The organism is Longimicrobium sp., assembly GCA_036389795.1.
GTDB lineage: Bacteria > Gemmatimonadota > Gemmatimonadetes > Longimicrobiales > Longimicrobiaceae > Longimicrobium.
This window is the reverse complement of record DASVWD010000139.1, coordinates 1-13,993: the sequence shown is the minus strand read 5'-3', so window position 1 is coordinate 13,993 and position 13,993 is coordinate 1. Positions and strand designations below refer to the sequence as shown.

Below are 13,993 nucleotides of genomic sequence, written 5' to 3'. Positions count from 1 at the left end.
GGCCTGCCAAGGCCTGCCTCGACCGGCGATGCCAGGTCATGCGCGAGAGGTCGAGGGATGTGCCAGTGCTGCCTCCGCGCGGGCTCGCAGGCTCGCTCCTACGAAAAACCCTTCGCCGCGACGAGACCCGCGTGAGGGATGCGCGCCCGGAGGGCCGGGACGCGGGCGCGCCGTGGGGTTGGGCGCGACCGTGGCCCGGCGCCGTTGGCCTGCGTTGTTTGCAGGCCTACGGCGCGCGCAGCCCGGCCCGGAGCGCAGCGGAGGGACACGCCCAAACCCGAGTGCGAAGTGCTAAGCGCGAAGTACGAGGTCCACGAGATCATATCAGAAGTCCAGCCACCAGCCGCCGTCGAGGCCGGAGAGGAGGGCGTCGCCGCGCAGGACGGCGGCCAGCAGGTCGGGGTCGCGGGCGTGGACCAGGATCCCCGGCGAGGCGCGCTCCCAGGAGACGCCGGCTGCGTGGAGGTCGTCCTGGAACGCGGGATCCAGGCGGCCCCGCACGGCGATGGCGCCGGTGCGGTGCGCGTGCCGGAAGAGGTGGCGCAGCACGTCGGCGTGGCGCCCCGGCGCGGCGTGCGCCTGCAGGAGATCGGCGGTGCCGCCGCCGGCCGTCAGGTAGAGGAACCAGCCCGCCGGCGCGCCGTCTTCCGCGCGCACCACCTGCCGCTCGATGCGCCGGCCGCTCCACCGCTCTTCGGCGCGGGCGAGGAGCCACTTCAGACGATCCGCATCGTAGACGGGACGGATCGCGCGCGGGGACACGAGTTCAGGCAGGGCGTCCACGATGAGCCGAAGGTCGGCGAGCGGCTCGGCGGTGCAGGGTGGCTCGGCGCGCAGGACGGCCGGGGCGGCCAGTGCGTCGATCACCCCCAGGAGGGGCCGGGCCATCAGCCGGGCGCCGCGGACCAGCGGGGCCGAACCCAGCCTGGCGGCGGCGTGGCGGGCGGGGCGCAGCGGCCGGGTCCACGCGAATCCGCAGGCGTGGGCGACGCTTCCCCCCACCAGCTCCCACAGCCGGGCCACGTCGGGGGACACCACGTCGTGGTAGAGCAGGTCCTGCGCGCCGGCCATCACCTTCTGCAGGAGGCGCACGCCCACAAACCCGCGCCGCTCGGGCGCCACGAAGAACTGCGAGACCACCGCGCCCCGCAGCGCCTCGCCGCCCCGCGCGAGCGGCCGCGGGATCACGCCGACGAACCCCACGACCGCGCCGTCCTCGTCGGCCACCCAGCCGGGGAGGCCGGGGTCGCGCCAGGGGTTCTCGAAGAAGATCTCCTGGAGGTAGCGCTCCAGCTCGCCCGGGCCGGTGCGCCGGCCGCGGCGGAATACCCGTCGGCGCAGCTCCGCCACGCACGGGACGTCGCCGGGCCCGAAGGGGCGGAGGGTGATGGGCATCGGGGGCGGGATCGACGGCAGTGCGTGAGTGCGAAAGTGCGAAAGTGCTGGGGTCGTCGGGCGACGATCGGGCTTCGGGGCTGGCTGTCCCCTGTAACCTGTTCCCTGTCCTCTGCGGTTCAGAAGTCCAGCCACCACTCGCCGTCGAGGCCGGAGAGGAGGGCGTCGCCGCGCAGGACGGAGGCCAGCAGCCCGGGGTCGCGGGCGTGGACCAGCATCCCGGGCGGGGTGTGCTCCCACCGGCAGCCGGCCGCCTGCAGCTCGTCGAGGAACGGCGGATCGAGCCGGCCCCGAACGGCCATGGCGCCGGCGCGGTGCGCGTGGCGGAAGAGCTGGCGCAGCACGTCGCCGTGGCGCCCCGGCGCGGCGTGCGCCTGGAGCACCTGCGCCGTCCCTCCGCGGGCGTCCAGGTACAGGAACCACCCCGCCACCGCGCCGCCGTCGGCGCGCACCACCTGGCGCTCGATGCGGTGGCCGCTCCAGCGCTTCTCGGCGTGCGCGAGCAGCCACTCCAGCCGGGGCGGGTCGTACGCGGGACGGACGGCGCGCGGCGGGGCCAGCTCCGGCAGCGTGTCGGCGATGACGGCGAGGTCGGCGAGCGGCTCCAGGGTGCAGGGGGGCGCCCGGCGGACGGCGGCGGGGACGGCGACGGTGTCGATCACGCCGAAGAGGGGCCGCGCCACCAGCCGCGCCCCGCGCACCACGGGCGCCGAGCCCAGACGCGAGGCCGCGTGGCGGGCAGGGCGCAGCGTACGGGTCCAGCTGAAGCCGTACTGCAGCGCCACGCTCCCGCCCGCGCGCACCCACGCCTTGCGCAGCGGCACGGTGGCGACGTCGCTGAACAGCAGGTCGTGCCCGCCCGCGAACGCCGCCGCCAGCAGGTGCGCGCCCACCACGCCGCGCCGCTCGGGCGCCACCATCACCTGCGTGGCCACCGCGCCGCGCAACGCCTCGCCCTGTCGAACCAGGGGGAGCGGCACCACGCCCAGGAAGCCCGTGACGGCGCCGTCCTCGTCGGCCGCCCACGAGGGGAGCGCGGGGTCGCGCCAGGGGTTGTCGAAGAAGATCTCGTGGAAGTAGCGCTCCAGCTCGCCGGGGCCGGTCCGCCGGCTGTGGCGGAAGACGCGGCGGCGCAGCTCGGCCACGCGGGAGACGTCCCCGGGCTCGAACGGGCGGACGGCGAGGGGCATGATCGGCGCGGCGTCGCGGGGAAGGGGACAGGCGGTCGGCGGCCACCTCAAGCAAGTCGCGCACGCGTGGGGACGGGCGGATGCTCGGGGCGACGCAAGCGCCGGAGTGAGAAGAATGCAGGCGTGAGCAGCCGCTTCCCACGCCTGCAAGGATGGACCGCGCGCCGTGTTGCGCCGTCGCAACAACTGCTCGGATGGGTTCGCCGGGCGTCGCGGAGGCTGCGTCGAACCCCAGACTTCGCACTTTCGCACTTTCGCACTTCCCCTCGGGAGTGGCACCCGGCGTGCTCCCCGGCGGCGCGGCAGGTCCGTCCGCACCACACCGGGAGATCCGACCTGATGAGCTCCGCCATGCCGTCCTCGCCCGTGTCGTGCCGGGAGTGACCGGGGAGACGCGCACCCCGCCGCGGCGGGCGCCCGGCGCGGGCGCGGCGGCGGACCGGCCGCGGCGCCGCCGGCTCGGCGCCGCGGTCTCCTGCTTCCTCTGCCTGGCCGCGATCCTGGCGGCGACGCTGTTTCCTTCGGCGCACGAGGGAGCCACCGGGTGGGACGGCTGCCTCTTCTGCGGGAGCCGGGGGCTGGCGGACGCGCTGCTGAACGTGGCGCTCTTCGTCCCCCTGGGCGCGGCGCTGGCGCGGCTCGGCGTCCCGGCCCGCTTCGCCCTCCCGCTGGCCGCGCTCCTCTCCGCCGGGATCGAGACGGCCCAGTTCTTCGTCCCCGGGCGCGACCCGAGCCCCCCCGACCTGCTCTTCAACAGCGCCGGAGCCGCGCTGGGCTCCCTGGCAGGGCAACATGCGGCGCGGCTCCTCCTCCCCTCCGGCCGTGGCGCCGCGCGCCTGTCGCTGGCCTGGAGCGCGCTCTTCGCGGCCGCCGTGGCGCTCACCGGCTGGCTGACGGGGCCGTCCTTCCCCCGCGACACCCTCTACGGCCAGTGGACGCCGGAGGTCGGCGACATGCCGGTCTACGACGGGCGCGTGCTGGCGGCGCGGGTCGGCCCGGCCGCGGTCGCACGCGGCCGGCTCGGCGACTCGCGGCCGGTGCGGGAGGCGCTCGTGGCCGGCGCCCCGGTGGAGGCGGTGGTCCTGGTGGGCCCGCCGCACCCGGCGCTGTCGCCCGTCCTGCGCATCGTGGACGAGGAGGAACGGGAGGCCGTGCTGCTGGCCGCGGAGGGGAGGGATTTCGTCTTCGGCTACCGGATGCGCGCGGAGAACGTGCGCCTCGACCGCCCGCTCTTCCGCGTCCCCGATGCCCGGCGGGACATCCCCGCGGGGGACACCATCCGCGTCGCGGTGCAGCGGCGGGGGCGGGGGATCGCGGCGCGGGTGGACGGCCGCCTCGTCGGCGCGCCGCGGCTGGACGTGGGGCGCGGGTGGACGCTGCTCTTCTTCTCGCTCTCGTTCGGCGAGCGGACTTCCCGCGCGCTGGACGCCCTCTGGATCGCGCTGTGGACGCTGCCGCTCGGCCTGTGGGCGCGGCGGCGCGCGCGGTGGTACCTGGCGGCGGGGATCGCGGCCGCCGCGCTGGTGGCGCTCCCCGGGATGGTGGCGCTCGCGCCGGCGGGGCTCGAGGAGGTGGTGGGGGCGGCGGCCGGCGTGGCGGCGGGCTACATCGTCCGGCATCGGGTGGAGCGCCGACGGGAGGAGCGACGACAGCCGGAGGCGGCCAGGTCCCTGCCGTGCGCACGGTAGCGAACGACCAGTTTCCGAGGCGGGGGCAGTCCCAGACCGGATTCCCGCGGAGAGCATCCCACTTGCGCATGAATCCGCAGGGTGCAAGCTTTCTCTCGCCCTTCGGGGTATCTTCGCAGCCTGTAGATAGGCCGCAGGTCCATGGAGGCTCCCCATGGTTCAGGACAGGGACAGAAAACTTGCCGAGCTCATCCTCTACGTTGCGGTCGCCTCGGAGGAGGACGAGCACTTCGGCAGCACCAAGCTGAACAAGATCCTCTTCTACGCGGACTTCGCGGCGTACGCGGTCACGGGCGAGTCGATCACCGGCCACGTCTATCGCAAGCTTCCTTACGGCCCCGTGCCGCGCGAGCTTCCCGCCGTTCGCAAGCGGCTGACGAAGAGCGGCAGCCTGGCGATCCAGAACCGCGCCAGGTACCTGTATCGCCAGGAGCGCCCGGTAGCCCTGCGCGAGCCGGATCTCAGCCTTTTCTCCGGCCAGGAGATCGCCATCGTCAACGAGGTCATCCGCTGGCTCTGGAACGACAGCGCCACGGAGGTCAGCGAGCGCTCCCACGGCTTCCTCGGGTGGAAGTCGGCGCGCATGAACGAAGAGATTCCATACCACACGGTGTTTCTCTCCGACGATCCCCCGACGCAGGCGGATTTCAAGTACGCGCGCGACCTGATCAGGCAGGAAGGGAAGCGGACGGCACCCGATGGCAAGCGAACCGCCGCGTAAGCTCAGGGAGATCGTCCGCGAGCACCGGTTCGAGAGCGACGTCGCGGCGATCCTCGTGGATGCGGAAGCGGCGGATGACGCGCTCGCGGCCCTGGAATGGAGGCTGGCCAGGCATCCGGAAGAGGGGTCACCTCTTCACCGACTTCGAGATCTGGATCATGAGGTCCGCGCGGGAACGCGGGCTCCGACTCTGACGGTGTTCTACACCTTCGACGAGGAGCGCGTGTACCTGAAGAGCGCGCGGCTGGCGCGACCGAACGAGTACTGAGTCGACCTGACCTCGGGCTCCGAGCTGGTGGCCCGCTCTCAGACACAGGTCTCGCGCAGAGCAGCAGAGCCGGCAGAGAACATGGGCTTGCTCTGCCGGCTCTGCTCCGAAAACGTGAGGGCCGGGCGGCGACGCCCGGCCCTCTCGCGCTTCGCAGCGATGACGCTGTCTCACCAGGCGCCCTTGCGCAGGAGCACCACGGGGACGGTGCGCAGCAGGATGGCCAGGTCCTGCAGCGGCGACATGCGGTCGATGTACTGCAGGTCGTAGCGCAGCTTGCTGCGCACGTCGTCCAGGCAGGTGTCGTACGTCTGGCTCACCTGCGCCAGGCCGGTGATCCCGGGGCGCACGCGCTGGCGGCGCGGGTACTCTACGATCTGCTCGCGCAGCGACAGCACGATGCGGGGCTGCTCGGGGCGGGGCCCCACCACGTTCATGTCACCCTTCAGCACGTTCCAGAGCTGCGGCAGCTCGTCGAGGCGGTACTTGCGCAGCACGCGCCCCACGCGCGTCACGCGGGCGTCGTCGGGCGAGGCCCACGCCTGCACTTCCGGGTCGGGGTCCGCCCGCATCGTGCGGAACTTGTAGATGGTGAAGAGCCTCCCCCCGTAGTCCACCCGCCGCCGCACCGACCCGCCGCTCCCGGTGCGGTAGGCCCGCCGGTCGAGCCCCACGCGCGTCTGCGTGTAGAGGACGGGCCCGGGCGAGGAGAGCTTCACCAGCACGGCGACCACCAGCATGAGCGGCAGGGCCAGCACCAGCAGCGCGGCCGCCGCGATCACGTTGAGCGCCCGGCACGCCGCCAGCGCGGCGAAGGAGGGCCGGCGCGGGGCCAGGTGGAGGGTGAAATCGACTTCGTACGGGGCGAGGAGGCCGGGGAGCGCTGTCGCGGGGGAGGCGGCGGACTGCTGCAGGACGGGGTTCATCGGGCTGATCCGGCTCTGGCTGGGTGGGTCGGCAGCGACGGGTCGCGACGTCCGACAGGCCAGGAGGGCAACGCCCGTGCGCGCCCGGATCACCCTCTGAATCACCTCGTAAGTATCTGCCGATAAACCAGATGCGAGCACCGTCGATAATAGTGTGCAATCCCCGTCCGTGGCGACCCGCCGACTGGTGTGGGCGCCTCGCCACAGGATGAAGAAAACCGCCGTCGGCATCCCGGGGGACCGGGCTGGAGGAGGAAGACGTCGGGGGGTGGATCAGGAGAGGTGTGGCGGGCGGGAAACTTCCGTTCGGAGCTCAGGACCAGCGCTCAAGGACTCCGTACCTCGTACTCCGTACCTCGTACTCCGTACCTCGTACTTTCGCACTTTCGCACTCACGCACTTCACAGCCCCGCCGGCGGCAGCTGCAGGTCGAAGTAGAAGCGCGTGCCCCAGCTGGGCGCCGTCTCGTAGTGCAGCTCCGAGCCCATGGCGTGCACCAGGCGCCGGCAGATGGCCAGGCCCAGCCCCGTGCCCGAGAAGCCGTAGCGGTCGCCGCCGGGGCGGCGGCGGAAGGGCTCGAAGAGGACCCGGCGCGCGTCGTCGTTGATCCCCGGGCCGCTGTCGCGCACCGAGAACTCGAGCGTCGCCAGCCCCTTGGCGCGGGTGGTGATCTCGACGAAGCCCTCGTCGGTGTACTTGAGCGCGTTGCTCACCAGGTTCACCAGCACCCGGGAGAGCGCCGCCGAGAAGCCGATCCGCTGGTCGCCCGGCGGGGGGAGCACCCGGAGCGCGATCTTCTTCTCCTCGGCCAGCGGGCGCACGATGTCGCACACCGACTCGATCACCTCCAGCACCGAGAAGGGCGAGGGCGTGGTGTCCACCAGCCGGTCACCCCCCTGCGCCAGCTCCACCAGGTCGCTGGCCAGCGACACCATCCCCAGCGCCGCGCTGTAGACCAGCCCCAGCTGGCGGCGCTGCAGGTCGTTGACCTCGCCGCTCTGCCCGCGGCGCAGCGTCTCGGCCAGGAAGAGGATGGAGGTGAGCGGCGAGCGGAGGTCGTGCGCCACCTCCACGATCAGCTCCAGCCCCTCGGGGCCCGTGATCCCGAGCGGCGCCGGCCCCGGCGGGTCCACGTGCAGCTCGGCCCGGAGCGCCTCGAACACGCGCAGCATCGACAGCAGCTCGGCCGCGTCGGGCGGCGGGTCGGCGCCCAGCCACTCGCGCGTGACCGCCAGCCTGAGCGGCCAGAGGAGGCGCTTGCGCAGCACCGCGCGCGAGCCGTCGGCCGCGGGGAGCGCCTGGCCGCCGTCCTCCAGCGCGCGCGCCAGGGCGGAGAGCTCGGCCAGCACGTCGCCCGAGCGGCCGCGGTCGACCCCCGCCTCCAGCCACTCGGCGGCCACCCGCTCCACGGCCGCCTTCAGCGAGGGGGAGGAGATCCCGCCTTCCTCGCCGGGGCCGTAGAACGTCGGGACCGTCACCGGAGCCTCCGCCACCGACGCGCCGGCGTCAGGCCTGGAGCCGGCCACGCTCGTCCGCGGGCTGCGCGGTGATCACCGTGTCGCGGTGCAGCCGGTGCTTCTCCATCAGCCGGTACAGCGTGGTGCGGTCCACCCCGGCGATCTTGGCCGCCTGCGACATGTTGGCCCCGGCGCGCTCCACCAGCCAGCTCAGGTACGAGAGCTCGAACTCGGCCAGCACCCGCTCGCGCTCGGCGTGGTAGCCGTCCTCGCGGAAGGTGGAGGGGGGGCGCCAGGCGGGGGTGAAGGGGAGCGCGCGCGCCGGCGAGCCGTCGCCGTCGGGGATGTCCTCGGGCTGGATCTCGCAGCCGGGCTCCAGCAGCACCACGGCGTGCTCGATCACGTTCTGCAGCTCGCGCACGTTGCCGCTCCACTCGCGCTCCTGCAGGGCGCGCACGGCCGCGCGGCTGAAGTGCGGCAGCGCCGCGCCGCGGTCGCGGTGGCGCTTCCAGTACACGCCCAGGAAGTGTTCGGCCAGCAGCGGGATGTCCTCGGGCCGCTCGCGCAGCGCCGGCAGCCGGATGGGGACCACGCTCAGGCGGTAGAAGAGGTCCTTGCGCAGGACGCCGTTCTCCATGGCCTCGCGGGCGTCGCGGTTGGTGGCGGCCACGAAGCGCACGTTCACCACCGCGTCCACGCTCTCGCTCCCCACCCGGCGCACCACGCCGTCCTGGATCACGCGCAGGAGCTTGGCCTGGATCGGCTGGCTCATCTCGGTGAGCTCGTCCAGGAAGAAGGTGCCGCCGCTGGCCGTCTCCAGGAGCCCCGGCTTGTCGCGGATGGCGCCGGTGAACGCCCCCTTCACGTGGCCGAACATCTCCGACTCCAGCAGCGTCTCGGGGAGCGCGGCGCAGTTGATGGCCACCCAGGCGCGGCTGCTGCGCCGGCTGTGGTGGTGGATGAACTGCGCGAACATCTCCTTCCCCGTCCCGCTCTCGCCGGTGATGAACACGCTGGCGTCGGTGGCGGCCACCTTGCGCGCCAGCTCCACCGCCTGCAGGAAGGCGGGCGAGCGGCCCATCAGCGCCACCTTGTCGCTGTGGCCGTGGCGGGCGTGCCGGTCGGCGCGCTCCGCGGCGCTCTCGCGCGCCACCCGCACCGTGTGCGCGGCCCGCCCGAAGAGCACCTGCAGGTGCGTGGCGGCGAACGGCTTGGGGAGGTAGTCCCAGGCCCCGGCCCGGAGCGCCGCCAGGCTCGACTCCACGGTGGGGTTGCCGGTCATCACCACCACCAGCGTGTCGGGGCTCTTCTCCAGGCAGGTGCGCAGCAGCTCCATCCCGTCCACGCCGCCCATGTACAGGTCCAGCAGCACCACGTCGAAGGCGCGCCGCGCCAGGAGCTCCCGCGCCTCCTCGCCGCGCCCGCACCCGGCCACGTCGAAGCCCTCGTGCTCCAGGACCGACACGCAGCTCTCGCGCAGCGTCATCTCGTCTTCGACCACCAGGATGCGGATGGTGCGGTTGGCCTCGCGGTTCGCGGCCAGGTCCAGCTCGGGGCTCACGGGAGCCTGGGACTTCCGTTCCGCCGTCAACGTCGCCGACATGGTGCACCGTCTGTCTGTGGGGATGCGGCCCGGCGCCAGGGGCGGCGCCGGGGGCCTGCTCGGCGAGGTGGACTACCCCAGCCAGGTGGCGCCGGGGAAGAGCTCGGGGACGGCCCCGCGGGCGCCGCCCGCCGCCGCCAGCAGCGGGGCCTCGTCCGTGGCCATCCCGGGGAGCCAGGGGCCGGCGGGGAGGAAGGCCTCGCGCTCCTCGGGCTCCGTCTCGTCGCGCACCGTCTCCTCGCGCGCGGCCTCGGGCCCGCCGCGGACGAGCTCCAGGTGGGGCGGGAGCTCGGGCCCGGGCTCCGCGGCGGCGTCTTCGGGGACGACGTAGAGGACGGCGCCGCCGGGGTCGGAGCGCGGGCCCACGAAGTCGTACTCCTTGCTCCAGGCGCCGGCCGGGGCCCACTGCGGGCGGCCGCGGTCGTCCACCCGCCGCAGCAGCTTCCCCTCGGCCACCTCCACGTCGTTCCAGAAGCGGAAGTCCTCGGGGCCCGACCAGGGGTACGCGGCTCCCCGTGCGCTCCAGACGCCGTTGTCGTACAGGCGCCGGGCGCAGGCGGCCACCCAGTGCCGGGGGGCGCCGGTGCGGCGGGCGAGGCGGTCGATGTTGAAGCGCGCCGCGGGGGCGGCGAGGAGGACCAGCGCGGCGCGGAAGGCGGCTCCGCCGCACGGCAGGTCGGGGCGCAGCGCCCGCAGGCGCTCGCGATGGCCGGCGCAGAGGTCCGCGCACGGAGGGACGCAGCCGGCCGGCGGCTCGAACGATGGGTCGAGCGAGGGGGACATGGGGAGGTCCTCGTGGCTCGGAATGTCCCGGGCGGGAGGCGCCGGGACGTGACCCACCTTCGGCGGCCGGGCTGTCTCGGGGAGACCCCTGGCTTTGCGGACCGGCCTCGCGGCCGGGGTGCCTTTTCGGGTTATGGGAGGTTTGACCGCGCTTCGCCGACCGCACCCGGGGATCGGTGCGTGGAAACCGGCTTACGCGGGCCTCCACGGTGGGGCAGTTTCCATGCCCTGTCAAGGAAGTTTGATGAGCCCGTTCCTGCGCGCATCGCGCAGAAGATGCGGGGGCGAGTCGCCGAGCGCGCGACGTCGCAACACGTTGCGCCGTAAACGGATGGAGGCTCCGCCCGCTCCTGGCCGTCACAGGCGATGGGCTTCACGGGGGATCGGAATCGTCTGCGGTGCTTGACCTTACGAAGCGAAAGCCTGTCGGGGCGCGCGCGGACGCGCGGGTACGCCCCCGCGTCCGCGCGGCACCGGATGCCCCGACCCCAACTGCTACGTTCCGTTGCATCAGTGCAACACTCTACTGGAATCGGCGCCTTCGCGGGGCGCCGATGTCCCACCCGGCCCGGCGATCCAGATCCGGGTAATCAGCGGGTGTTCGCCGCGTCAGTCGAGCACGATGTCATCCTGGGGTCCGGCCACACCAACCGGCTCTGCACGAACGACGGCGGGGAGCGAAGATCGTCTCACCTTGCCACGGGTCTTCGCTTGCTCCATCCCGCCGTAGATCCGATACGAATCCAGGGCTGGAAAAGACTTCGATCACGCAGAGTCAGCAGAGTCAGCGGAGGTGTTCTCTGCTGACTCTACTGACTCTGCGTGAGACCTGATGTTTTTCGGTCCCGGTCGAGAACGGGGCCGCGGCGGGCCTCCGACCCGTGCGGCGTGTTGCGGCCCCGCCACATGCGTAGTCGGAGGCAGGGGCGCGCGGGACCGGGAAAACCGTGGATCCACGCGGATTTCCGTGATTCTGCGGGCGGTCCCGCGCTTGCTCGTGCGTCGGTCCCGCGCGCGCCGCACGGGCGTGCCGCACCCGCTTGCTCCCGGATCGCTCCCGTATGCCGACCCAGCTCCCGGCTCCCGCCGACCCGCCGCCCCTCCCGCAGACCGGGGCCGCCGCGCGCGTGCCCGCCCTTTCCCTGGCGCCCGCGAGCGAGGCCCCCGCACGCGGCGGGGGCGAGCTGCTGCGCTTCGCGGCGGCCGCGTACCGCCACAAGTGGCTGCTGCTGGCGTTCACCGCCGCCGGGGTGGGGGCGGGGCTCTTCGCCGCGCGCATGGTGCGCCCCGAGTACGTGGCCCAGGGCACCGTGTGGATCGAGGGCACCGACCGCGCCGCCGCCAACCAGGGCCCGATCCAGAGCGCCCGGCTCCTCCAGTCGTACGCCTGGGTGGAGCTGCTCAAGAGCTACGCGGTGCTCGACCACGTGGTCGCCGAGGAGCGGCTGTACGTGCAGCCCGCCGCCGCGGCCGACCGGCCGGCGTTCGCCGGCTTCGCGCTGGGCCCGCGCTTCCGCCCCGGGAGCTACCGCCTGGCGGCCTCGGCCGACGGGCAGAGCTGGGTGCTCTCCACCGAGAAGGGGGTGGAGGTGGAGCGCGGGCGCGCGGGGGGCCCCGTGGGCGCGCGCGCGGGGTTCGTCTGGCGGCCGGCGCTCACGCCCGGGCGCGAGATCGCCTTCACCGTCAGCAACCCGCGCGACGTGGCGGTCGGCCTCGGCGAGTCGCTCGACGCGCGCATGGTCGAGGACGGCCACTTCCTGCGGCTCTCCCTCTCGGGGAGCGACCCGCGGCGGCTGGCCGCCACGCTCAACGCCACCATGACCCGCTACGTGGAGGTGGCCGCGCAGCTCAAGCGCGCCAAGCTCGACGAGCTCACCGCCATCCTCGAGGAGCAGCGCCAGTACGCCGAGCGCTCCCTGCGCGACGCCGAGATCGCCCTGGAGGCGTTCCGCGTGCGCACCGTCACCCTCCCCTCCGACCAGGCCACCCCGGTGGCGCCGGGGATCCAGCTCACCCGCGACCCGGTCTTCAACTCGTTCTTCGAGATGCGCGTCTCGCGCGAGGACCTCCGGCGCGACCGGCTGGCGCTGGAGCGGGTGATGGGGCAGGCGGCCGCGGGGCGGATGGGCTTCGACGCGCTGGCCGTGATCCCCGCCGTGCAGCAGAACCCCGAGCTCGCGCAGCTGCTCACCGAGCGGACGACGAAGCGGGCGGAGCTCCGGGCGCTGCAGCAGCGCTACACCGACGAGCACCAGCCCGTGCGGCGCCTGATCGGCGAGCTGGCCGCGCTGGAGGGCGCCACCATCCCCGCCGCCGTGCGGGGCCTGGCCGCGCAGCTCGCCGGGCGCGAGGACGAGATGGAGGGGCGCATCGCCTCGGCCAGCGCCGAGCTGCGCCAGATCCCCCCGCGCGCCATCGAGGAGGCGCGCCTGGAGCGCCGGGTGCAGATCGCCGACAACCTGTACGGCACGCTCCGCCAGCGCTACGAGGAGGCGCGCCTGGCCGCGGTGAGCAGCCTCCCCGACCTGCGCGTGCTGGACGAGGCGGCGGTGCCCTGGGCCCCGGTGAAGGACCGCCGGATGCTCATCGTGGCGCTGTTCGTGGCCGCCGCCGTGGGGCTGGGCCTGCTGACGGTGCTGGTGCTGGACCGGCTGGACCGGCGGGTGCGCTACCCCGAGCAGGTGACGGCGGGGATGGGGCTGCCGGTGCTGGGGACCATCCCCAGCGCGCGGGGCGCCTTCGCGGCGAAGGGGACGGCGGCCGCGCAGGTGTCCGAGGCGTTCCGCGAGCTGCGCCTGTCGCTGGTGCACGCGCACGGCTCGGCCGGGCCGCTCCTGGTGTCGATCACCAGCCCCGAGAGCGGCGACGGCAAGACCACGGTGGCCGCGTGCCTGGCGCGGGCCTTCGCGGGGCAGGGGCACCGCGTGGTGCTGGTGGACGCCGACATCCGCCGCGGCGACCTGCACCGCCTGCTGGGGGGCCGCCGCGCGCCGGGGCTCACCGACCTGCTGGCGGGGCGCGCGACGCTCGCCGAGGCGCTGCAGGCGCCGGGCGGCGCGGGCTTCGCCTTCCTGGGCTCGGGGACGCGGATGGAGGGCGGCCCCGAGCTGCTGGGCTCGCCCGCCATGAGCCAGCTGGTGGGCGAGCTGCGCAGCCGCTACTCGGTGGTGATCGTCGACACGCCGCCGCTGGGGGCGGGGGTGGACGCCTACGTGCTGGGGACCATGACCGGCAACCTGGTGATGGTGCTGCGCACGGGGGCCACCGACGGCGCCCTGGCCGAGGCCAAGCTGGACCTGCTGGACCGGCTCCCGGTGCGGGTGCTGGGCGCGGTGCTGAACGCGGTGCCGCCGTCGCGGGTGTACCGCTACTACTCGTACCTCCCCGGCTACCAGGCCGAGGACGAGGCGCCCGCGCTGGAGCCCGGGCCGCTCGCGGGGGTGTAGCGCCGGCGCAACACGGCCTCCGGAGTGCGGAGTACGGAGTGCGAAGTGCGAAGTGCGAAGTGCGAAGTGCGAAGTGCGAATCGGGCGGGGGCGGCCTTCGGGAGCCGGCCCCCGCCTGCTCGATGGTCCCGAATCCGATGTGGTCGAAGGAAAGGCGCAGCTCGAGCCCCGGGCTGGACACGGCCGTCGCGTCCCCGTAAGCTCAGGACGAATCCACCGTCGTTCCGACGGAGGAAAGCAGTCCACGCGAGGGCGACTGAGGCATGGGCGGTCCCGGATGGAGAGCGGCGGTGCTCGCGGCGGCGCTGTTGGGCGCGTGCGGCGGCGGGGGCGGGAGCGAGGGCGACGCCTCGGATCCCAACTACCAGCGCTACCTGGCGGACAAGCGCCACTGCGAGTCGGTGTCGAGCCTGGAGGCGGCGCAGAAGAGCTGCATGACCTATCGTGGGTGGGTGGACGGGAAGTACAGGCGCAGGTGAAACACGGCGGGGGCGGCTCTCGGGAGCCGCCCCCGCT

Annotated in this window: 11 protein-coding genes and 1 riboswitch; of the genes, 5 read left to right on the top strand and 6 right to left on the bottom strand. The window is 73.8% G+C overall.

Going from position 1 to position 13,993, the window contains the following annotated elements; translation table 11 throughout:
• Positions 1-324 precede the first annotated feature (324 nt).
• Both VF746_18235 and VF746_18230 read right to left on the bottom strand, forming a co-directional pair.
• A complete protein-coding gene (locus tag VF746_18235) occupies positions 325-1,395 on the bottom strand; it encodes a GNAT family N-acetyltransferase (GenBank protein HEX8694366.1) in 1,071 nt (356 codons plus the stop codon).
• 119 nt (positions 1,396-1,514) lie between these two features.
• Positions 1,515-2,585 (bottom strand): GNAT family N-acetyltransferase, encoded by a 1,071-nt coding sequence (locus VF746_18230; protein ID HEX8694365.1) that lies wholly within the window; start codon positions 2,583-2,585, stop codon positions 1,515-1,517.
• Positions 2,586-2,965: 380 nt separating this feature from the next.
• Here VF746_18230 and VF746_18225 point away from each other — a divergent pair, with 380 nt between their 5' ends.
• From VF746_18225 to VF746_18215, 3 genes are all read left to right on the top strand, one after another.
• Entirely contained in the window at positions 2,966-4,273 is a 1,308-nt protein-coding gene (locus VF746_18225) for a VanZ family protein (GenBank protein ID HEX8694364.1), read from the top strand.
• Between the two features lie 154 nt (positions 4,274-4,427).
• On the top strand, positions 4,428-4,994 hold the full coding sequence (locus VF746_18220) for a Panacea domain-containing protein (GenBank protein ID HEX8694363.1): 567 nt from the start codon (positions 4,428-4,430) through the stop codon (positions 4,992-4,994).
• Positions 4,972-5,262 carry a hypothetical protein gene (locus VF746_18215; GenBank protein ID HEX8694362.1) on the top strand — a complete coding sequence of 97 codons (291 nt, stop codon included), beginning with the start codon at positions 4,972-4,974 and terminating at the stop codon, positions 5,260-5,262. The genes VF746_18220 and VF746_18215 overlap by 23 nt, the downstream gene beginning before the upstream one ends.
• Positions 5,263-5,432: 170 nt before the next feature.
• On the opposite strand, the gene VF746_18210 is transcribed toward VF746_18215, so the two are convergent.
• From VF746_18210 to VF746_18195, 4 genes are all read right to left on the bottom strand, one after another.
• Complete coding sequence (locus VF746_18210) at positions 5,433-6,188, bottom strand: sugar transferase (GenBank protein ID HEX8694361.1); 756 nt, start codon at positions 6,186-6,188, stop codon at positions 5,433-5,435.
• A gap of 401 nt (positions 6,189-6,589) precedes the next feature.
• Positions 6,590-7,666, bottom strand: a complete 1,077-nt coding sequence (locus tag VF746_18205; protein HEX8694360.1) for a HAMP domain-containing sensor histidine kinase — start codon at positions 7,664-7,666, stop codon at positions 6,590-6,592.
• A 28-nt stretch (positions 7,667-7,694) separates the two neighbouring features.
• Positions 7,695-9,206 (bottom strand): sigma-54 dependent transcriptional regulator, encoded by a 1,512-nt coding sequence (locus VF746_18200; GenBank protein ID HEX8694359.1) that lies wholly within the window; start codon positions 9,204-9,206, stop codon positions 7,695-7,697.
• Between the two features lie 114 nt (positions 9,207-9,320).
• A complete protein-coding gene (locus VF746_18195; GenBank protein ID HEX8694358.1) occupies positions 9,321-10,031 on the bottom strand; it encodes a hypothetical protein in 711 nt (236 codons plus the stop codon).
• Positions 10,032-10,089: 58 nt separating this feature from the next.
• A riboswitch (cyclic di-GMP riboswitch) is annotated at positions 10,090-10,164 on the bottom strand.
• 928 nt (positions 10,165-11,092) lie between these two features.
• On the opposite strand from VF746_18195, the gene VF746_18190 reads away from it, so the two are divergent.
• Both VF746_18190 and VF746_18185 read left to right on the top strand, forming a co-directional pair.
• Positions 11,093-13,477, top strand: a complete 2,385-nt coding sequence (locus VF746_18190) for a GNVR domain-containing protein (protein HEX8694357.1) — start codon at positions 11,093-11,095, stop codon at positions 13,475-13,477.
• Positions 13,478-13,740: 263 nt separating this feature from the next.
• Positions 13,741-13,956, top strand: coding sequence for a hypothetical protein (locus tag VF746_18185; GenBank protein ID HEX8694356.1), 216 nt, complete (start codon positions 13,741-13,743; stop codon positions 13,954-13,956).
• The last annotated feature ends 37 nt before the right edge of the window (positions 13,957-13,993 follow it).

Excerpts from the sequence above, each read along its gene's own strand:
- VF746_18235 (HEX8694366.1), bottom strand. The coding sequence starts at position 1,395 with ATGCCCATCACCCTCCGCCCCTTCGGGCCCGGCGACGTCCCGTGCGTG.
- VF746_18230 (HEX8694365.1), bottom strand. The coding sequence starts at position 2,585 with ATGCCCCTCGCCGTCCGCCCGTTCGAGCCCGGGGACGTCTCCCGCGTG.
- VF746_18220 (HEX8694363.1), top strand. The coding sequence starts at position 4,428 with ATGGTTCAGGACAGGGACAGAAAACTTGCCGAGCTCATCCTCTACGTT.
- VF746_18215 (HEX8694362.1), top strand. The coding sequence starts at position 4,972 with ATGGCAAGCGAACCGCCGCGTAAGCTCAGGGAGATCGTCCGCGAGCAC.
- VF746_18210 (HEX8694361.1), bottom strand. The coding sequence starts at position 6,188 with ATGAACCCCGTCCTGCAGCAGTCCGCCGCCTCCCCCGCGACAGCGCTC.
- VF746_18195 (HEX8694358.1), bottom strand. The coding sequence starts at position 10,031 with ATGTCCCCCTCGCTCGACCCATCGTTCGAGCCGCCGGCCGGCTGCGTC.
- VF746_18190 (HEX8694357.1), top strand. The coding sequence starts at position 11,093 with ATGCCGACCCAGCTCCCGGCTCCCGCCGACCCGCCGCCCCTCCCGCAG.
- VF746_18185 (HEX8694356.1), top strand. The coding sequence starts at position 13,741 with ATGGGCGGTCCCGGATGGAGAGCGGCGGTGCTCGCGGCGGCGCTGTTG.